A 20,902-nucleotide genomic window follows, 5' to 3' on the forward strand; every position below is an offset into this window, starting at 1 on the left:
TTATTTCTGGTTTCACGTAACTGAATCCTGAAACTTAAAACATTATTTATCCTACCACATCCAACTTAGCAAATCGTAGTAAAAGTTTTTTGATTCCGCCAACTTCAAATTTGATTTCTGCTTTTTTATCTGGCCCTACACCTTCCAGATTAACGACTTCTCCTTTACCAAAACGTTCGTGCATGACAATATTTCCAACAGTTAATTTACTGTCAAATAAATTGGGAGCGCTGATATTTGGGTTATTACCTGCAACTGGTTTTAATTTTCGAATATTCAAATCCGGTTTAGGCTCGTTATCTGTTATATATTTAGGCGGAGTTCCTCCTACCGGTTTTGCCAATCGTAACTTCGATTTATCAATATCTCCAAAAATATCGCTGTCAATCATTGGTTTGTAGCGATAATTACTTTCTGCGGGTGTTAAATACTCTAAATATTGCGGATCAATTTCTTCCACAAATCGGGATGGCTCGCTATCTGTTAGTTTTCCCCAGCGGTATCGTGATTGAGCGTAGGTCAGATAGGCCTGATGTTCCGCACGTGTCAATGCCACATAAAACAAACGTCTTTCTTCTTCCAATTCACTTCTTGTGCTCATACTCATGGCGCTTGGAAACAAATCTTCTTCCATTCCGACTACGAATACATGAGGAAATTCAAGTCCTTTTGCCAGGTGAATGGTCATCAGGGCCACACGATCTTCATCGCTTGTATCTTTATCTAAATCTGTGGCAAGTGCTACATCTTCCATAAATTCAGACAAAGCTCCTCTTGCACCATCAATTTCTTTCTGCCCTTCCGTAAAATCTTTTATACCGTTTAAAAGTTCTTCGATATTCTGAATTTTAGCCATTCCTTCGGGAGTAGCGTCTTTTTTAAGTTCCTGAACTAAACCGGTTTTTTTAGCTACATAATCGGTAATATAAAAAGCATCCTGATTCTGATCAATAACCTGAAAACTCTGAATCATTGTCACAAAATCGTTTAGCTTTTGTTTTGTTCCCGAATTCAGTTTCAGGTCAATTTTATCAATATTGACCATCACTTCCCAAATCGATCTTTTGTAATGATTGGCTGCAATAGTCAGTTTTTCAACTGTTGTGTCCCCAATTCCACGTGCCGGATAATTGATCACACGAATTAATGCTTCTTCATCTTTCGGATTAATCACGAGTCGAAGATAACAAAGTACATCCTTAATTTCCTTACGTTGATAGAAGGATAAACCTCCATAAATCCTGTACGGAATATCACGTTTTCTAAGGGCATCCTCCATCGCACGTGATTGTGCATTGGTACGATATAAAATTGCAAAAGAACCATTATGCAGTTGATTCTGCATTTTTTGCTCGAAAATGGTACTGGTCACAAAACGACCTTCTTCGGCATCTGTTAAACTGCGGTGTACTTTTATTTTTGGTCCGAAATCATTCGCTGTCCAAACGATTTTGTCCAGTTTTGTTTTATTTTTATCAATGATCGTATTCGCTGCTTCAACAATATTTTTTGTAGATCGGTAATTTTGTTCCAGTCTGAAGGTTTTTACCCCTTCGTAATCCTTTTGGAAATTCAAAATGTTATTGATATTCGCTCCACGGAAGGCATAAATACTCTGCGCATCATCTCCTACAACACAAATATTTTGAAATTTATCTGATAAAGCCCTGACAATCAAATATTGGGAGTGGTTGGTATCCTGGTACTCATCTACCAGAATATAACGGAAACGATTTTGATATTTGGATAAAACTTCCGGAAAACGGGTTAGCAATTCGTTGGTTTTCAATAACAAATCATCAAAATCCATTGCTCCGGCCTTAAAACATCTGTCTACATACTGCTGGTAGATTTCTCCTAGCCTTGGTTTTTTTGCCATGGCATCGGCTTCCTGCAATTCGGGATTATTGAAATACGCTTTTACCGTAATCAGACTGTTTTTATAACTTGAAATTCGGCCTAAAACCTGCTTTGGTTTATAAACATCACGATCCAGCTGCATTTCCTTGATAATGGAAGAAATCAGTCTCTGGGAATCCTGTGAATCATAAATGGTAAAATTGGAAGGATATCCCAAGTGTTCCGATTCTGAACGCAGAATACGTGCGAAAATCGAGTGAAATGTTCCCATCCAAAGGTTTTTTGCTTCGGCTGGTCCTACAATATCTGAGATCCTGTGCTTCATTTCACGAGCTGCCTTATTCGTAAAAGTAAGCGACAAAATATTAAACGCGTCAACGCCCTGATGCATCAAATAAGCGATTCTGATGGTTAAAACACGTGTTTTTCCCGAACCTGCACCAGCAATAATAATCATTGGCCCGTCTTTTTGTAAAACGGGTTCTCTTTGTGCTTCGTTTAGCTGGTCAATATATTTATGCATGAATTTTTTTCTGTTTATGCAAAAATAAGAATTAAAGATGGAAAAAGAAAGTGACTAAGCTGCTATGATGACGATATTAAAACTATAAGTTTTCAGGAACATCCTAATTTATAAAACTGAGCAAATGAGTAACTTAATATCCCAGCAACTTACTTATAAAAAACATCGTAAGCGAAACGAATCAAAGTGCCGATTACTACAACCAAAAAGAAGATTCTGATAAAACCATTTCCTTTATTAATTGCCAATTTAGCCCCCAGCCAGCCTCCCAACGCATTACTGGCAGCCATTGGTAATGCAATTGCCCAGATTATTTTTCCTTTGGAAATAAACAGACATATCGAACCAAAATTGGTTGCCAGATTTACCATTTTGGCATTCGCGGAAGCGTGCAGAAAATCAAACCCCATTAGCGCTATAAAGGCTACTACTAAAAAACTTCCTGTTCCGGGGCCAATAAATCCATCGTAAAAACCTACAATCATACTAATCAGTACAGCATATAAAATTTGTGTTTTTTCTGAATGTTCTTTAGCTACATGCTGTCCGAAATTTTTCTTTGCATAGGTATAAATCAGTAAAATGGATAAAACCACCAGTAGGAGCGGTTTCATAAAGTCATTACTCACATATGTTAATATAGTTGAGCCCAGAAAAGCCGAGGGAACTGCCAGGAACATCATAATCAATAATAATTTCCATTGAATCACTACTTTTTTCAGATATTGAAAAGCAGCAAAAGCCGTACCGCTGAAAGCCGGTAACTTTAAAGTCCCGATAACCGTGGAAACTGGCAAATTGGGTAACAGGATCAATCCCATTGGGGTTTGAATCAATCCTCCGCCTCCCACTATAGCATCAATAAATCCTGCAGCAAAGGCCGCTAAACAAAGTAAAATAATGATGTATGATTCCATTTCTGTTGTCTTTCAGTCCGTTTAAAGAATTGTGCACAAAAGTAGAATTCCATTTTGTTTATTACAATAATTTTAAAGTGGATTTATCCTCAAAAAGTATATTTTTGTTGAAAAATTACTAAAATGGATTTTACAAGAATTATAGAATTAGCAAGTTATACTTTACCAGCCATTGTTACCGGATTTGTGGCCTACAGTTTTTTTGAATTACATATTAAAAACAACGACAGAAAACGTGCTTTCTTATTGAATAAACAAGCGCATAGCGAATCGCTGCCAATTCGTTTGCAGGCTTACGAGCGCATGACTTTATATTTAGAGCGTATCAACCTTACTAAACTACTGATAAGAATTGCCCCCATTTCTAATGAAAAGCATGATTACGAAAATTTTGTAATCGATCAGATTGAACAGGAATTCGAACACAATCTAACACAGCAGATTTATATGTCTGATGAATGCTGGACTATTATTACAACGGCTAAAAACTCAACGATACAAATTATTCGTAAAGCGGCAATGAGTGACCGCGTCGACAGTGCTGATAAGTTACGTGAAGTAATTTTGAACGATTTATTAGAGAAACAATCTCCAAGCAATGCTGCTTTGGGATATATTAAAAATGAGGTATCCGGGTTGTGGTAAAAACCACTTACCATAACAGCTAAAACAAGCATATTTCTTTAATACCAATACCCATTATTGGTCGAATACATAACACATTAAAGCAGGCATTCCCTTATGGATGCCTGCTTTTTTTTATGGGGAACTCTTTCGTAATGAGAGCGTTTTTCTTATGTTTCATTTTTCTTCTTTCATGACAAGAAAACTCCTGCTCCTGTCATTTCTTCTCAAATACGGCGCTATGCCCAGTACTTTTATTTCAGAATAACAAATGAAAAGCTAGCATTATTTGTTTCTCCACTTATTACTAAAATGATTTTCGACAATAAAAACCAACATGTGTTTACATGATATTGAGAGAAAGTTATTGTCTCCATTTTATTTTAAACAATAAGCAAATCAACCGAAGAACAGGGAAGAAAACCGAAAAACCCTAAAAAAGAGTAGGTGTCAAATCAACCAATAATTATGTCTAAAATTTTAAACGTAGAAAACGGGGCTGTGTACGAAGGGTACGACAGTCTTGCGGCCTCAGAGTGGTGTACACCATCATTTCTGGGTTGTAGCATGTGCATCTCTGCCAGTGCTATAAAAGGCCAGGTTACGATAACACTAGGATTAAAAACTCCTTTTGGAAATGTAACGAAAAGCTTTAGCTTTAATACCAATACAAGTTTTACATGGCAGCCTTTTAGTAAATTCAAAATTACAGTAAGCATCACTAACTTCAATGAAGCCAGTGGTGTTTTTAGTTTTGACCTGGGTCTGAACCCATGTGTAGACGTTCCGTTCCTTGGATGGAAATGTTTCAACTACAGCCATACATTCTCTGTACCTTTATTGCTTGCCGGTATTCAAAGTGAGATAGATGACAGCCAGTTTACAAGTTTATTAACGTTGCATGCGAGTGGTTCCCTAAATGCAGCCTGCCAATGTGATGATAAAGCCTCTCCATTATTGAAAGGTGATATCTACACCAACTATCTAAACAGTCAGGCAGGTTTTCCAACCATACCAATTACACAGTGTTTTCCAATACCAACGGTACAATGTGTTCCGACTATTACGTCATGTGTAACAGGCATCTCTCCAATTTGTCTGACGCAACAGAATGCTAATGTAAATGCTGCAGCAATACCTACATTACCTGTTAATCAGTGTATCCCAACGGTATCTTGTATCCCGACATTATCTTGTATTCCAACAGCTTCCTGCACAGGAATACCTTTTATTTGCAGTGGTGTCGCTCAAAATGCTGATAATACTGCAAATACAGAAAGCAGAACACTGTTTTGTTTTCCAACCTATCCACCGGTATGCAGATCGCTAAGTGGTACTGATGCAAATGCAAATGCGGCTGCTATACCTACTTTACCTGTTAATCAGTGTATCCCGACGGTATCTTGTATTCCAACATTATCCTGCATCCCAACAGCATCCTGCACAGGAATACCTTTTATTTGTAATGGTGTAGCTCAAAGTGCAGGTAATTTAAATGCCGGTCCTCCGCACTCCGTATACTGCTTTCCAACATTGCCACAGCTTTGTAAAGTAACAGGAGCTCCAGCTGATGCAAATGCTGCTGCCATACCAACGTTACCTGTAAATCAGTGTATCCCGACGGTATCCTGTATTCCAACATTATCTTGTATCCCAACAGCATCCTGCACCGGAATACCTTTTATTTGTAACGGTGTTACTCAAAGCACAGGTAATGTAAATGCCGGGTTACCACATACACTTTACTGTCATCCCACAATACCACAGATATGCAGAGTCTCAGGAACTCCTGCTGATGTGAATGCTGCTGCAATACCAACATTGCCGGTAAATCAGTGTGTACCTACTGTATCTTGTTTTCCAACAGTATCTTGTATCCCTACTGTATCTTGTACGGGAATACCATTTATCTGTCCATAATACCTAATTTAAAAAATCGCAGGATCTGAAAAATCCTGCGATTCTTTTTTAACTCTTAAATCTTACGTTATGCAATTAACCCCGGAAACCGTATATCAATACTTACATAAACGCCAGCTTATTGATGAAGATGCAGTGGTTAAAGGTCACTTTATGGTACATCCCGTAAACACCAGAAATACAATTTTGAAAATAATAGTCCAGCCTGAAAATTCTCTTTTTGTAAAACAAATGGAAAAGGATTTTGTCGCCGATGGTTTATTCCGAAGAGAAATAAATGCCTATACCTTATTTAAAAACAATACCGAATTTTCATCCATTGCTACCCATGTTCCTAAACTTCTGGATCATGATGGGGATCATAATATAATGGTGACCGAGCTGTTATATAACGCAAAAAACCTATACGAGCATTATATGCTTACCAAAAATTTTGACTTAAACCTTGCCCGCGAGCAAGCCTCTATATTATCAGCGTGCCATGTTGTACCTGATGCCCGGACAGACACTTCAATGTTTCCAAAAGCATTACCTTGGGTATTGCAACTGGATCAATACAATGCTGATCAGTTTTTTGTTAACAATGAAGCAAGCACCAGTATCATTCAATTGATAAAAGAAAATCAGGTCTTACAAAATACTTTAATCAATCTGGCGGTATCGTGGAATTACACCCACTTCATACACGGTGATATCAAATGGATCAACTTTATGGCGATTCCAAATGAGAAAGGTTTTACACAAAAACTCATCGATTGGGAACTGGCAGATATTGGTGATCCGATGTGGGATGTTGCCGGACTATTACAATCTTATGTTAGTGTATGGCTTCTTGGATTCGATAATAATGATCCTGCGGGTTACAAATTGCCCGAATACATGCAGCCTTATGATATCAAAAACACACAATCTTCTGCACAGGCTTTTCTTTACGAATATATGGCAATACAGCAGTACCCGGAATCCAGCCATAGTTACATCTTAATTCGAATGATACAACTAACTGCTGCGAGGATTATTCAGACCAGTCTGGAAGGCATCACTTATAATTCAAAAATAGAAGCCAATAGCATGCGCTGTATTCAGCTTGCCTTCAATATTATGAATGATCCTTTTATGGCATTACAGGAATTATTTAATATAAAACTACAACAAGACTATGTTCCAGGATAAAACCATTATTAAAGAACTTACCCGACTGGTCAGTCAGCTTCATATTTCTGACTCCACTATACTTTTCAGGGATAAACAATACGCCACTACTGCTGAAAACGCCATGGGCAGTCTCATCAGCATCTTGTATTCGGAATGTTACGCTTTAAAAGAAAGTTATCAGTCCGGTGAGAAAGAAAGAGCGGTTCATTTTAGCGTTACTAATGATGCCTTTTCAGAATTGTTGTCTCAAAATAACCATAGCAGAAATAAAACGGAGAAAGACTGGATGGTAAAAAACATTTACCCGAACGGCTATTTAGAAATCGTAAAACTGGCCGAACATCGTATTATTCCAGTATCTTCCGTAACAGATATTCCTGTCGGATCAACTGCAGCAATTGGACAGACCGTTACGGTTTTATTCCCAAAAGAGGACAAACACAGACAGCCTACCTTTCATTATGTTTTTAGCAATCAGTCGCTGAATCCATCTCCTAATTTGACCCGGGTTTACTGGAATTGTATTAGTGAAGGCGCTCCTGTCCTTATTAATATCCTTACTAAAACATTAAATTATTATAACATTCCGTTTCTCTTCAAATGCCTTAATCATCCCGATTTATATTTTCGACGTGATGCAGCCGTACTTTATGTAGAAGACGCTATGCTTCCGATAATCAAAATGTTATTGCCGGAAATTTGCGATGAAATGAAAGAGTATCTGGAAGAAGATGTTCCACTTTTTACTTATCCCTATGCGAAAGGTGTTGGCATAGCCGAAAGTCCAAATGCACAGGAAAGTTTTGGAATGAACAGGGTAACGATACTTGCAGAAACCTTATTTCAAACTGCACATAAAAAACTCGTTGCAGCTGCAGTTGTGGACGAAATTGCTGCCGCTTTTGTTCAAAGAGGAATAGATCCTGAAAACACTTTTCTCAATAAAGGATCGAAAATAGTATTCAATTAAAAAAACAACCATGGACGCAACTGCAACTACAACTAACAATAATTTCCTTGAAACAGCATGGAATATCGGAACGCATTTAATGAGAACCAGTATCTGGCATCATAAATCCTGTACCTGGCAAGGGTATTCCTTTGAACCTCTGAATGGGACTTACCAGCCGGTCATCAAAACTTTTGGCCCGGATGTATATTCCGGCACCTCTGGTATTGCTTTATTTCTGATGGCATTGTATTCCGAAAGAAAAGACCCGATTTTACTTAAAACAATAGAAGGCAGTATCGAACAGGTAAGATCAACTATGAATCAGGCCTCCAATCATGGCTTCTACGCAGGAAAACCCGGGATCGCGGCAACATTAATAAAACTGGGAGCAGCGCTTGATAAGGAAGAATGGGTAAAAGAAGGACTTGAGTTGCTTGAAAGTATTCCCACCGATTCGCTTCAATCTTACGAAATTGATATTATTAGCGGCGCTGCCGGAACTATACCTGTTCTACTGGATGCGTATGCCGTTTTTGAAAAACAAGAACTTTTGGACAAAGCAATTGCGTTGGGCAATTTATTGTGCAGCGCAGCAGTTAAAAACGATACCATTTGGTCATGGGCAACAGTTCCCTCCCAAAAAAACCTGACTGGTTTTTCACATGGATCTTCCGGTATCGCTTTGGCCTTATTACAATTGCATCAGGTTACAGGAAATCCTTCTTTTTTGGAAGCTTCCGAAGGAGGTTTTAATTATGAACGTCAGTCTTTCGACAGCTCACAGCAAAATTGGCCGGATTTTAGGGATGATGTAATTTCGGGTTCAGCCGGAAATATCTGCGGACTTGCATGGTGCCACGGTGCTCCGGGCATTACGATATCGAGATTAAAGGCAAATCAGTTGTATCCAAACACTGTTTTTGCCAATGAAATGAAGATTGCCCTTACCACTACTGCCAATTCCGTTTACCATGGCCTGGTGGAAAATCTGAGCAACACCAATTATTCCATCTGCCACGGTATAGCAGGAAATGCAGATATTATGCTGGATTGCGGAGGGATTGAATACCAACAGCTTGCAGAAGCGGTAGGTAATGCCGGCATCAGTAAATACCAGGATAATAATATTCCGTGGTCTACCGGATTAAATTCCGGACAATATACTCCCGGACTCATGATGGGCATTGCCGGTACTGGTTATTTTTATCTTCGTTTACTTAATAAAGACAAGCACAAAAGTGTGTTAGTACCGGCACTTGGGCTATCATAATATGACTTAAACTAATTCAACTACTATATTTGGAAATCGAAAAAGCAGGAATCAATTGATTACCTGCTTTTTTTTAAAATTATTTTAAACTGTGAAGCTACTTGTTATCACTCATAATTTCAGATTTATTCTGAGCATATTCATAGCCCTGTTTCCACCATTCTTTCATGACTTCTTTGTTAAAAATCAAAGCATTATTGGTAAGTTTTGTGGGTGTATAATACAAATTGAGTTTTACGTTTTTATTGTTGGCCATCAATTTTCCGATAGCAATATCATGCTTTTCTACCTGATCTAAGGCAATTCGAAACAAATCGATCATCAGTGAAAACGGATTTTTGCCAATAACCATTTTATCCATATTGACTTCCGTTTCCAAAACAATGACATCAATTTCGGTGGCACCACGATTGATAGCTTCGCGAATGGGAACCAGACTCGAAAAACCTCCGTCTCCGTATTCATAATTATTTTTGGTAACCAGGCTCATAAACGGAATATAATTGCTCGAAATCCAGGTCCAGTCACAGAATTCATCGTAGGTACAATCCTTCACCGATTTGTATTCAGCTTCGTTTTTGGTTAAATTCGTTACCGTTACAATAACATCAGACTGGAGTTTTTTAAGCTTATTAAAATCGGATATCGAAAAGTTATTTTTAATATATTTCTGTAAACCTTTACTTTCACCAAACGTTCTCTTTCCCTTGAAAAACTGACGTATAACATTAAAATGGTTGATCGTTACAATATCAATTCCATCTTTTACTTTCACAACAAAAGGACAAATATTAAAGATTTTAGACATCGTAACATTGGTATAAACCCAGTGGATTTTCTTAATATGCCCAAGAGCCAAATGCGGAATCAGCAAACTCCCGGTTGAAGTTCCTAAAAAGAGATCATATTCATGCTTTTTTTCCTCTATCAAATATTGTGCAACGCCGCCAGCAAATGCTCCTTTACTGCCTCCACCCGAAATAACCAATGCTCTCATAAATATATTGTAGGTTTTTTTTAAGAGAATAGAAGAAAGAAGACATAACTAACGCTATGGGGTAGTGTCGATCACTTTTTACAACTTAATCTTTACTCTTTTTCTATATTACATATTCTTTACTCTTATTCTTTATTCTTTATTCTTTAATTCTTTATTCTTTACTCTTCATTCTACTCCGCTAATAACCGCTTCAACTGAAACTGCTCATCGGGTGTCAAATTAGGCAAAATTCTTTCAAACGACACACGCATTTCTGAATTTTTTAACAAGATGCGAATTGAATCTCTCCCGTATTTCGAAAATTGCCACATATGATGCGTTGTTGCATTTACCAGATTTATCAAAACGGAATCGTTGATCAGCTTAAAGGCTATTAGCTTTTCCAATGCATTTTGTCGCGTTGTAGCCTCATATTTAGTGGAAGAAAAAGCCACCAACTCAGAGATCAGGGCTTGCAGATCCTCACTGTAATTGGGAGTCGATAGCGCCAGCGAAAGCCATAAAGTACGGAGATTGTAATCTTTAAAACCAATCCAGTTTTTAGACTTATTCAAATATGCCGTTCGGTGATCCGGGAAGTTTTTCCATAAATAAAACAACGCAATTTCCTGGGTCTGATACGATTTATCATCCAGTAAAGTTTCGTAATTTATCCTGAAATCTTCCGGAATTTCACTAAAACTATCGGCAAGAGCCTGACGAACCTGTACATCATTAGTTTGCAAAGCGATCAGCAATAAATCCTTTTTCAGGTTATACTTTTCATTTTGAATCTGCTCAATAATCGCTTCCTTTACAGAATGATACACATCTGAATTTAAAGTTTTAATTAAGAAATCTTTCTTTTCTGCGAAAGGTACTTTTTTTAATTTATCAACCTCCAGACGAATTTGAATTGCTTTGTTTTTACTCAGTAAAGCATTAGCTGCTGGTGTATCAAAGGCAACAGATTCCAGCCAGGTTTTTTGAAATTTCTCCAGATCAAAATTGGATACTTTTTTTATTTCATCAAAGAAATTCTGAGTATTCACCGTTTGGTACGCGTATTTTTTCAAGTAACTTTTGATGGCTTTTTTGAATGCTTTATCCCCTATCGATTCATGTAAAAAAAACAGCGCCCAAGCCCCCTTTTCATAAAAAGTCAATGAACTGGCTTTGGCATTTAAAACGGGAATAACATCTGTCCGTGAGGCAAATTTCAGCTGTTGGGCGGTATCGTATAATCTCGAGTAAAAGTAATCCTCTCCAAAAATATCCCTTTCAGCAAGTAAAGCATAATAGGTGGCAAAACCTTCCTGCAGCCAGTGATGTGTGCTGCTTTCGGCAGTAATCAGATCTCCAAACCAGTGATGTGCCAATTCGTGGGCATCAACATTGGTGTACTTTCTGTCTGTAAAACCAATTGAATCCACTACATAACGGCTGGTAAAAAGCGTTGAAGTTGTATTTTCCATTCCGCCATACAGGAAATCGCGAACCGGAATTTCCCTGTAAATTTTCCACGGATACTTTACTCCTATTTCCTTTTCCAAAAAATCAAAAATACGTTTAGAGTAACGATACGTTGGCTCAAAAGAATCTTTATCTTTGTTTTCTAAATAATATTCTAATGGAATTTTAGTTTTTGAACTAAATTCTTTTTTATCAAATTTACCAACAGCAAGCATAAGCAAATAAGAACTCATCGGGCGTTCCATTTGATATTGCCAATTGATTTGGTTGTTCTTTTCGATTTTATTTTTTAAAATTCCATTCGAAACAACCTCATATCCTTTGTCATAAGTGATTTGTAAATTGAAAATCAATTTTTCATTCACATCATCAAAACTGGGAAACCAATTACTGGTATATCTCCCCTGACCCTGTGTCCAAATCTGAACTTCAGCATTTTCGATAGCCACAAAATACAAAGCTTGTTTTGGTTTAACCGAATAGTAAAAGCTTAACTGATTTTTTCCTTTTTGAAAATTTGAAATAATTTTCAGTTCTTTCCCCGTATTTAAAAACACAGCTTCTTTTCCATCGATTTTCACCTGAGTAAATTCCATGTTTTTAGCATCAATTTTAACGGTATCCGTGGGCTGTAAAACATCAAAATCATAAATGACAGATCCGGAAACCATTTTTTCTTTAGCATCTAATACTAATTGTCCCGAAACTGATTTAAAATCAACAAAATGAGTCTGTTGTGCAAAAACGAAGCTGGTAATAAAGAGGAAAACATATTTCATTGCTTATAAATTTGGGCAGAAATCTCAAAGTTACAAAGGTTTGACCAACAAATCGAATGAAATTTGTATGTTTACTATAGAAAATTATAAGAACGTGTCAAAACCAATCAAAGCCCTATTTAACTGGAGCAGCGGAAAAGATTCCGCACTTACCCTGTACAAAATTTTACAGAATCCGGATTATAAAATCGAATATTTACTGACCAGTGTCAACCAAAAATTTCAGCGCATTTCTATGCACGGTGTTCGGGTGGAGCTGCTTGAAGCACAGGCAGAGAGCATCGGCTTACCCTTAAAAATTATGCAGGTTCCGGAAATGCCAACCATGGAAGTGTATGAAAAGGTGATGACCGAAACTTTAACCGAACTTAAAAACGAAGGAATTACCCATTCTGTTTTTGGGGATATTTTCCTCGAAGACCTTCGAAAATATAGGGAAACACAACTGGCAAGAATAGATTTCGAAGGCGTCTTCCCCATTTGGAAGATTCCAACCAGCGAATTAATTCAGGAATTTATTGAATTGGGGTTTAAAACGATTGTAGTTTGTGTGAACGAACGTTATTTAGACAAAAGTTTTGTTGGCCGGATTATCGATCAGGATTTTATAAAGGATCTGCCTGAAAATGTAGATTTATGCGGAGAAAATGGCGAATTTCATACCTTTACATTCGATGGACCTATTTTTTCCAAACCAATCGCTTTTGAAATCGGGGAAATCGTTTATCGCAAATATGAAAGACAGGAAAACGAAGCTTCATCTGATACCGCATGCGACACCAGTGCCACTGATGCTTTTGATTTTGGATTCTGGTATTGCGATTTGATTCCGAAATAAAGTACTGAATTCATGATAGTTTACCACTACCATTTAAAGCAAACAATATGGATACATTAATACGTTTTATCAAATTTCCAATCTCTTTTGATGTCGATAAACTCAAAAGTGACCTTTTGGGAATACTGAATAAAAGCTGGACAGCTCATTACAATAAAAATGATTACACGGGAAAATGGACTTCTGTTGCCCTGATGTCTACAGACGGGAAATCCAACAATATCTTTGCCTTATCCAATACTGGTGATGAAATGATGAATACCGAAATTTTAGCTTCCTGTCCGTATTTTAAAGAAATTCTGGAGCATTTCCATTTCGAAAAAACAGCGGTAAGATTGCTGCAACTTGCCGCAGGAGCAGAAATCAAACCTCATTCCGATCATTGTCTGGGCTATGAAGACGGTTCGTTCCGATTACATATTCCGATCATTACCAATCCTGATGTTGAATTTATACTGGACGGAAAACGTTTGATGATGAAGGAAGGTGAATGCTGGTATATTGATGCCAATTTTACCCATTCGGTTGCCAACAGAGGAAATCAGGACCGTATTCATCTGGTTATTGATGGCGTACGGAATGACTGGACTGATGCCTTATTTTATAAAGAAGCTCCTGAAAATCAATTTGTAAAACCTGAGATAACAATGAGTGAAGAGCAGAAACTATTGGTGATTGCTGAGTTAAAACGAATGAATACAAGTGCCGCAAACGAACTGATCAAAAATCTAAAATAGTAATTTTGTTTAAAACCAATTAATATGCCCGTAGAAGGAAACCTGGAACTACAAAAAATTTTATCGTTCCTCAAAGAAATAGGATTAGATATAATTGAAAAAGAACTAGAAACAACTTTTTTACCCGGATTAAGTTTAGGTCCAAATTGCCTCTATGTCGATTATGATAAATTACTATATCCCGGAGATATTCTGCATGAAGCAGGACATTTAGCTGTTACCACATCCAGTCAAAGACAATTAGCCGGAACAAAAAAAATAGCAGCTGACTGGCCAACTCAAGCCGAAGAAATAGGTGCAATTCTCTGGTCTTTTGCTGCAGCAAATCATCTACAGTTGCCTCTGGAATTCGTATTTCATCCCCATGGCTATAAAAATGAATCTGATTGGCTCATTTCAAATTTTACCAATGAAAATTATATCGGTTTGCCTTTCCTGGAATGGATTGGGCTTTGTTTAGGAAAAGAACGCGCTGTTAAGGAAAATAAACCCGCATTTCCGGCCATGCTAAAATGGATGAGAGATTAATAAGATCAATTTGAAAATTAATTATTTATCGGTGCATCTTTTAAATCAGTAATAAGTACGGACTGTTTTTTTGAGAACCCCTAAATTTTGAAATTGGCGAAATAGTTTACCGCAAATATGAAAAACCAAAAACCGAAGATTCATCCAATACTGCCTGCGATACAAATGCTACTGATTCTTTTGATTATGGATTTTGGTATTGTGATCTTATTTAATAAAATGAAAAAAATCAATTTTAAAAATATATACCTGACACTATTACTGATTGCTGTTGCATTAGTTTTTCAAAGTTGTCTGGTGAGCAGATGCCGAAGACCACAGATTATTGGCTACGTTTATGATTCTATTACCAGAAAACCAGTTGAAAACTGCAAAGTTGGCGAAGTACTGACCGATCAAAAGGGATATTTCCAACTAGAGGAATTACGCTATTCACAATGGACTTTTGCAGGTTCGGAAGCACCACCATTAATGATCAATGAATTTGTTGATAAAGATGGGTACGAGAAAAAATCAATAGAAGCTTATAGTTCCCATGGCGGCGGAAATAGAAAAGGTTCTAGTCATAACGCCGATACAATCTTTTTAAAAAAAGTACTATTGCCTTCTGATCCTAAATAATTTAAGTAGACTGATCGACCCAGGTTTTTAGAAACCACAACCCTTTTCTTTTATCGAAGATATAATCAATGAAAATCCCATTATCAATTCCTCTCTGCTGAATTATAACAGTATTATTTTTGAATATGGTTTTTTGCTTATATTCGACATTTTTTAAATTTAACTTTAAGATTATATGCTCATCCTTACTGATTATGTAATCAACTAATTCAAAATCATCATTATTCAATTTTACAGTTAATGGAAATTTAATTCTGCTAAGCTGAAAATTTTTATCCTTATTAAATTTCTGAAAAAAAGAGCTAAAATCCTCTCCGGATCCTGTTGTTTTCTTTTGTGCTATTATTGTTTGACTTATAATAATCAACATTAGTACATACAAAGTTTTTTTCATTATTCAGAATATATAGTAAGTAAATTTGTAACGGTATTCCAATTTCTGATCGTTGCTGTAACATTCAGTTTTTTCTCGATATATTTCTGATCAAATCTTGTTTTTCCGGCGCCAACAGCATATTTAATAAATATTCTGTTACCGTCAATACTCGCTTCATCAGGTTTAAACTGACTGATTTTGAGATCGTTTATATTTTCACTTTTCAAAGCAATCGAAACAAAAGCAACATACAGCTTTTTGGTATCTAAATCTTTTTCTTTTAAGTACGGACTGTTTTTAAAACAAGCTTCCAGATCTTCTTTAGTAATGACAATCACAGGAACTTCATGTCCGAAAACCTTAAAAATTTCCTGTTTGATCATAAAACCCACTTTCGAAGCACTTTCTTCTTCTGTATCGACAAACACATTTCCGGATTGCAGGTACGTTCTAACGTTTTGAAAACCGATATTTTCAAGCATTGCTTTAAGGGCTTCCATTTTCATCATATTATGTCCCGAAACATTAATGCCGCGTAAAAGTGCTAAGTGTGTTGTCATTTCTTTTAAAATTTTATTCAAAGATAAAGATTCAGTTGCAATAAAAACTAAAGCAGTTCAAAGGCCGAACCAATTAAACCAGAATCCGTGAACTGCTTTATAATTTACTTCAGGGGCAAAAACCTTATTTACACTCTCTTTCAAACAAAGAAGCGATATTGTCTGCATCATAGGTAAGTTCAAAAGACGTCCCTGATTCATCTTTTAAAGTATAGGTATTATCCTTAAAACTATACTCTCTGATTTTTAATTGTGTATAATTATTTTTTGAAAAAGCTTTAAAGAATGCCCCGTTGATATAAAATTTGCCTTTTAAAAGATTCTCGGAAGCATCATAATTTAAAAACAAATACTCTCTTTTTCCTGTAACCTCATTACTTAGAAAATCATACTTAATTTGCTCGATTTTAACCAGGTTACCTGCAGATAAAGTAAAGGTTCTGTAAACCTTTCCACCTATTTTTTCCCTTATTTCATCCCCGTTATATTCGTAAATATACACTATCGGGTCTAATGGTATAGGATATATTTTGGTTACTTTTCTACTCACTAAAACTCCATTATTTAACGTAAATTCTTTTTGATAAGGCCTGGCATCCGAATTAGCAGAGTAATCCACTTTAATCGTATTATTATCGTAGGTAACTACATCTTCCACATCATTTGATAAGACCCATTTGTTCAGGTTATTTCCATCCGGTACGTGCAGCAATCCTCCTTTCACTTTGTTAATACGGTTTTGAATGTCATATTCAAAATTTATTTTGCCTGAAAAATTGGAATTAGATGCGTCATTTGAGATCGTTATATCATCATAATAAAAGCCTGTTATTTTTGCACTGACCAGACAGCACTCTTTTTCGTTATTGTTTTCGGTATCATTAGAGCAGGCTACGGAAATAAGAGCAATTATTAAGAGTCGGATATTTTTTTTCATTTATTAATTGGTTTATTAAAATTTTGACAAATATATTCTTTTGCAGTGACCACCACTATTTTATTTTTAAAGTTAAATCGCTTTTCTAAACGAGCACATTTCCAAAATTCCTAATTAAAATCTATCTTCGCAGTAAGAGAGAAAAGAAAATAGAAGAAAGAATATAGAGTATAGAAAATAGACTTTAGTCTTTAGTCTCTATTCTATTTTCTATACTCTATATTCTAAAAATCTGAAGATCCAACAATCTAAAACTCTAAAGTCCCAACAATCTAAAAAAAATGTCTAATAATCTCCTCGAAACTCCAATTGAATACTTAAAAGGTGTTGGTCCAAGTCGTGGTCAGCTGCTTCGTAAGGAATTGGGAATTCATAAGTATGGTGATTTAATTAACTTTTTTCCGAACAGATACATTGACCGGACCCGTTATTACAAAATAAACGAACTTCAAAATACCGGCTCTGAAGTTCAGTTGGTTGGAAAAATAATCAATATAAAAACGGTTGAGTTTGCTAAAAACAAAAAACGTCTGGTCGCTACTTTCGTGGATGATACAGGATCACTGGACCTCAATTGGTTTCAGGGACATAAGTGGGTTCGGGAGAGTCTGAAACTGAATGAAGCTTGTGTGATTTTTGGAAAATGTTCCCTGTACGGAAGCCAGTTCAGCATGGCACATCCGGAAATCGAACTTTTAAGCGAGCATGAAAAAAGCCTGCGTTCTGCGATGCAGCCCGTTTATCCTTCGACAGAGACCCTGACAAATCGTGGTATTTCAAACCGGACAATCAATAAATTAATGGAACAGTTGTTTATTGAAACCCAGGCTTTGTTTACCGAAACGTTTCCTCCTTATTTAATTGAAGAATTAAAACTGATTTCGAAAAAAGCAGCTTTATTCAATATCCATTTTCCGAAAAGTGCCGATGCCTTGTCAAAAGCGCAGTTTCGTTTAAAATTTGAAGAATTGTTTTTCATTCAATTACAATTAATCACCAAAAACCTCATTCGGAAACATAAAATAAAAGGGCACCCGTTTACCAGAGTCGGTGAACTTTTTAATGATTTTTATAAGAATCACTTGCCGTTTCAATTGACAAATGCACAAAAAAGGGTAATAAAAGAAATTCGTGCCGATATGGGCAGTAATGCCCAAATGAACCGCTTATTGCAAGGAGATGTCGGATCCGGAAAAACCATTGTAGCTTTTATGAGTATGCTTCTGGCAATCGATAATGGTTTTCAGGCATGCCTGATGGCGCCAACCGAAATTCTGGCCAATCAGCATTTTATAGGATTATCCGAACTGGCTGAAACTTTGGGAATCAATATTAAAATACTTACCGGTTCAACCAAAACCGCCGCCCGAAAAATTATTCATGAAGAGCTCGAAAACGGAAGTTTGCATATTTTAATCGGTACGCATGCACTGCTGGAAGATAAGGTGAAATTTCAGAATTTAGGGTTGTCCGTAATTGATGAGCAGCATCGTTTTGGTGTAGAACAGCGCTCTAAATTGTGGAAGAAAAATGATATTCCGCCTCATGTTCTGGTAATGACCGCCACTCCTATCCCGAGGACACTGGCGATGAGTCTGTATGGAGATCTGGATATCTCTGTTATCGATGAATTACCGCCGGGCAGAAAACCGATTCAGACCGTACACCGATTTGACTCTAATCGTCTGAAAGTATGGAAATTCCTGCGTGACGAAATTGCGCTGGGCAGACAAATTTATATTGTTTATCCGTTAATTCAGGAATCTGAAAAAATGGATTATAAAGATTTGATGGATGGATACGAAAGTATTTCACGTGATTTTCCTTTACCACAATATTCGATTTCTATATTGCATGGAAAAATGAAACCAGCGGATAAGGATGCTGAAATGAAACGTTTTTCTGAAGGTAAAACCAATATCATGGTGGCGACAACGGTTATTGAAGTGGGCGTAAACGTTCCGAATGCAAGTGTGATGATTATTGAAAGTGCCGAACGTTTTGGCTTGTCTCAGCTGCATCAGCTGCGCGGTCGCGTAGGCCGTGGAGCGGAACAAAGTTATTGTATCCTTATGACCAGCCATAAATTAAGTGCCGACAGCAAAACCCGTATGGAAACCATGGTAAGTACCAATGATGGTTTTGAAATCGCCGAAGTAGACCTTAAACTTCGCGGCCCCGGAGATTTGATGGGAACTCAGCAAAGTGGTGTTTTAAACCTTCAAATTGCAGACATTGTCCGCGATCGGGATATCCTGGCCTTAGGAAGAAATTATGCCCTGAAAATCCTGAAAGAAGATCCCCCTCTTCAAAAACCGGAACATGCAGTCCTGAAAGCTGTTTTTATCGAATTGACGAAGAAGAAAAATATTTGGAATTATATTAGTTAAGGTGCAAAGATGCAAAGGTTCTAAGGTACTGAGTTAATGAGTTACTGAGGTGCTAAGCTGCTAAGTCACTGAGATGGAAGATAAAAAAGTCATTTAACTTTCTAAGGCTATCACTTTATAAAAAACAAATTATCCATCATCCATTATCAATTATCTAATTATCTAACTATCTAATTATCTAACTATCTAATTATCTAACTATCTAATTATCTAACTATCTAATTATCTAACTATCTAATTATCTAATTGTCTAATTATCTAATTAAAAAAAACACACTTCAAAGTATCATCTTAAACACTCGTTATTTAAGTCTAAAACAGTCTATTAAATTAGTAAGCTTGATAGATTTGGGGCGAAAAAGGCTTTTCCAATTTTAGAACTGATACAATGAAGCATCTTTTTTATAATTATTTTTTGGTTGAATTCTTCTTTTCGAAAAAGCCGTTAAAAAAACCTTTACTGACTTTATTCTTATCATCTTTTCCTGTTGCCACAAGATGATCCACATACTCCATGTACGTTTTTTTCCGTTCTTCTAAAAAACCAATCAGATATTCTTCAGAAGCATGGACGCCACTCGCCTCTTCAATATGAATTAGTTTTTTGTATAAAGGTTCTATAAATTTTACGATGATTTCCTCCGGGACCGATTTACGGGTTCCAAAGTAACCTACAATTTCTCCATCAGAATCTGAGATAATTTTAAAATCTGTGATTACCCAATAGTACCTGCCGGTTTTAGACATGTTTTTGATAATAGCATGAATATTTTGACTGGACTTAATACTGTCCCACAAAAATTTAAAAATAACCTTAGGCATATCAGGATGGCGGATAACATTATGAGGCTGCCCAATGAGCTCAAATTCATCGTAACCCGATACATCGATAAAAGCTTCATTTGCATACAAAATGGTTCCTTTTGTATCTGTTTTACTTAATAGTACTTTCGTTTTATTCCAATCAACTTCTCTGTCTGACGGGGTCGGGCGGGTAATTCTGGTATCCATAAATCTTGTATTTTAAAAATTAATATGCCGTTCTCACACTGTGCATAAAATGGTCTCTGTTTCTTAAAAATATGTTATTTCATTCTTCTTTTAGTTGTGCCAGTATATCCTTTATTTTCTTAAAAACAGCCTCTAATTCATCTTCCAGCCAATCCGGTAAAGTGGCATCGTTGGCTAATTTCAGATGTTGGATATCCCTGGCTATCTGGATCATCTTTTTATATTGAAAATCTAAATTCTTCGCAAGGGGATTATCTCCGTACGTGCTAAAAATTTTTGCAACTTCTTTTCCAAATTCTGTTTCGGACTCTATTTTTTCAATTGAATTTGAAGTCGCCTCATTTTTCAGGAAGAAATCAAAAGATTTTTTTAAAGAATCCAGCATTACATTTGTGGCTTCAAAATCATGCTTCGGCATAAAATAAATTTTTAGTTATAATTGAATTGATTTA

The 20,902-nt window shown here is 36.5% G+C and carries 19 protein-coding genes and 1 pseudogene; 11 read left to right on the forward strand and 9 right to left on the reverse strand.

Going from position 1 to position 20,902, the window contains the following annotated elements; translation table 11 throughout:
* Nucleotides 1-46 precede the first annotated feature (46 nt).
* Together HAV12_RS12555 and HAV12_RS12560 are read right to left on the reverse strand one after the other, a co-directional pair.
* Nucleotides 47-2,383 (reverse strand): ATP-dependent helicase, encoded by a 2,337-nt coding sequence (locus tag HAV12_RS12555; protein ID WP_171569955.1) that lies wholly within the window; start codon nt 2,381-2,383, stop codon nt 47-49.
* Nucleotides 2,384-2,532: 149 nt separating this feature from the next.
* Entirely contained in the window at nt 2,533-3,300 is a 768-nt protein-coding gene (locus HAV12_RS12560) for a TSUP family transporter (protein WP_171569956.1), read from the reverse strand.
* Between the two features lie 123 nt (nt 3,301-3,423).
* Between HAV12_RS12560 and HAV12_RS12565 the strand changes: the two genes are divergently transcribed.
* The 5 genes from HAV12_RS12565 (at nt 3,424) to HAV12_RS12585 (ending at nt 9,221) form a co-directional block, all read left to right on the forward strand.
* Nucleotides 3,424-3,945, forward strand: a complete 522-nt coding sequence (locus HAV12_RS12565) for a hypothetical protein (RefSeq protein WP_132036857.1) — start codon at nt 3,424-3,426, stop codon at nt 3,943-3,945.
* Nucleotides 3,946-4,392: 447 nt separating this feature from the next.
* Complete coding sequence (locus HAV12_RS12570; RefSeq protein WP_171569957.1) at nt 4,393-5,844, forward strand: hypothetical protein; 1,452 nt, start codon at nt 4,393-4,395, stop codon at nt 5,842-5,844.
* 69 nt (nt 5,845-5,913) lie between these two features.
* Nucleotides 5,914-7,017 carry a phosphotransferase gene (locus HAV12_RS12575; RefSeq protein ID WP_171569958.1) on the forward strand — a complete coding sequence of 368 codons (1,104 nt, stop codon included), beginning with the start codon at nt 5,914-5,916 and terminating at the stop codon, nt 7,015-7,017.
* Nucleotides 7,004-7,969, forward strand: a complete 966-nt coding sequence (locus HAV12_RS12580) for a T3SS effector HopA1 family protein (RefSeq protein ID WP_171569959.1) — start codon at nt 7,004-7,006, stop codon at nt 7,967-7,969. Before HAV12_RS12575 ends, HAV12_RS12580 begins: the two co-directional genes overlap by 14 nt.
* Before the next feature lie 10 nt (nt 7,970-7,979).
* Nucleotides 7,980-9,221, forward strand: coding sequence for a lanthionine synthetase LanC family protein (locus HAV12_RS12585; RefSeq protein ID WP_171569960.1), 1,242 nt, complete (start codon nt 7,980-7,982; stop codon nt 9,219-9,221).
* 97 nt (nt 9,222-9,318) lie between these two features.
* Here the strand turns inward: HAV12_RS12585 and HAV12_RS12590 are convergent, their stop codons facing one another.
* A complete protein-coding gene (locus HAV12_RS12590; RefSeq protein ID WP_132036862.1) occupies nt 9,319-10,218 on the reverse strand; it encodes a patatin family protein in 900 nt (299 codons plus the stop codon).
* 173 nt (nt 10,219-10,391) lie between these two features.
* Nucleotides 10,392-12,452 (reverse strand): M1 family metallopeptidase, encoded by a 2,061-nt coding sequence (locus HAV12_RS12595; RefSeq protein ID WP_171569961.1) that lies wholly within the window; start codon nt 12,450-12,452, stop codon nt 10,392-10,394.
* A gap of 67 nt (nt 12,453-12,519) precedes the next feature.
* Here HAV12_RS12595 and HAV12_RS12600 point away from each other — a divergent pair, with 67 nt between their 5' ends.
* The 5 genes and pseudogenes from HAV12_RS12600 to HAV12_RS12615 all read left to right on the forward strand — a co-directional run bounded on the left by HAV12_RS12600 (nt 12,520) and on the right by HAV12_RS12615 (nt 15,176).
* Nucleotides 12,520-13,290 (forward strand): diphthine--ammonia ligase, encoded by a 771-nt coding sequence (locus HAV12_RS12600; protein WP_171569962.1) that lies wholly within the window; start codon nt 12,520-12,522, stop codon nt 13,288-13,290.
* A gap of 47 nt (nt 13,291-13,337) precedes the next feature.
* Entirely contained in the window at nt 13,338-14,027 is a 690-nt protein-coding gene (locus tag HAV12_RS12605; protein WP_171569963.1) for an aspartyl/asparaginyl beta-hydroxylase domain-containing protein, read from the forward strand.
* 24 nt (nt 14,028-14,051) lie between these two features.
* Nucleotides 14,052-14,555, forward strand: coding sequence for an MBL fold metallo-hydrolase (locus HAV12_RS12610; protein WP_171569964.1), 504 nt, complete (start codon nt 14,052-14,054; stop codon nt 14,553-14,555).
* 74 nt (nt 14,556-14,629) lie between these two features.
* Nucleotides 14,630-14,770, forward strand: a pseudogene (locus tag HAV12_RS22930) (ATP-binding protein); the annotation flags it as partial.
* 4 nt (nt 14,771-14,774) lie between these two features.
* Nucleotides 14,775-15,176: a hypothetical protein gene (locus HAV12_RS12615; RefSeq protein ID WP_171571681.1), complete on the forward strand. Its 402-nt coding sequence runs from the start codon at nt 14,775-14,777 to the stop codon at nt 15,174-15,176.
* Nucleotide 15,177: 1 nt separating this feature from the next.
* On the opposite strand, the gene HAV12_RS12620 is transcribed toward HAV12_RS12615, so the two are convergent.
* The 3 genes from HAV12_RS12620 to HAV12_RS12630 all read right to left on the reverse strand — a co-directional run bounded on the left by HAV12_RS12620 (nt 15,178) and on the right by HAV12_RS12630 (nt 17,049).
* Complete coding sequence (locus tag HAV12_RS12620; RefSeq protein WP_171569965.1) at nt 15,178-15,570, reverse strand: DUF4348 domain-containing protein; 393 nt, start codon at nt 15,568-15,570, stop codon at nt 15,178-15,180.
* Nucleotides 15,570-16,112, reverse strand: a complete 543-nt coding sequence (locus HAV12_RS12625) for a DUF1697 domain-containing protein (protein ID WP_171569966.1) — start codon at nt 16,110-16,112, stop codon at nt 15,570-15,572. Before HAV12_RS12625 ends, HAV12_RS12620 begins: the two co-directional genes overlap by 1 nt.
* A gap of 124 nt (nt 16,113-16,236) precedes the next feature.
* Nucleotides 16,237-17,049: a hypothetical protein gene (locus tag HAV12_RS12630; protein ID WP_171569967.1), complete on the reverse strand. Its 813-nt coding sequence runs from the start codon at nt 17,047-17,049 to the stop codon at nt 16,237-16,239.
* A 281-nt stretch (nt 17,050-17,330) separates the two neighbouring features.
* Between HAV12_RS12630 and recG the strand changes: the two genes are divergently transcribed.
* Nucleotides 17,331-19,439 (forward strand): ATP-dependent DNA helicase RecG, encoded by a 2,109-nt coding sequence (gene recG, locus HAV12_RS12635; protein ID WP_171569968.1) that lies wholly within the window; start codon nt 17,331-17,333, stop codon nt 19,437-19,439.
* A 408-nt stretch (nt 19,440-19,847) separates the two neighbouring features.
* Here the strand turns inward: recG and HAV12_RS12640 are convergent, their stop codons facing one another.
* Together HAV12_RS12640 and HAV12_RS12645 are read right to left on the reverse strand one after the other, a co-directional pair.
* Nucleotides 19,848-20,450 carry a PAS domain-containing protein gene (locus HAV12_RS12640; RefSeq protein WP_171569969.1) on the reverse strand — a complete coding sequence of 201 codons (603 nt, stop codon included), beginning with the start codon at nt 20,448-20,450 and terminating at the stop codon, nt 19,848-19,850.
* Nucleotides 20,451-20,529: 79 nt separating this feature from the next.
* Nucleotides 20,530-20,868: a hypothetical protein gene (locus tag HAV12_RS12645; protein WP_171569970.1), complete on the reverse strand. Its 339-nt coding sequence runs from the start codon at nt 20,866-20,868 to the stop codon at nt 20,530-20,532.
* Nucleotides 20,869-20,902 lie beyond the last annotated feature (34 nt).

Origin of the sequence: Flavobacterium sp. CLA17 (assembly GCF_013112255.2) — a bacterium.
Classification (GTDB): domain Bacteria; phylum Bacteroidota; class Bacteroidia; order Flavobacteriales; family Flavobacteriaceae; genus Flavobacterium; species Flavobacterium circumlabens.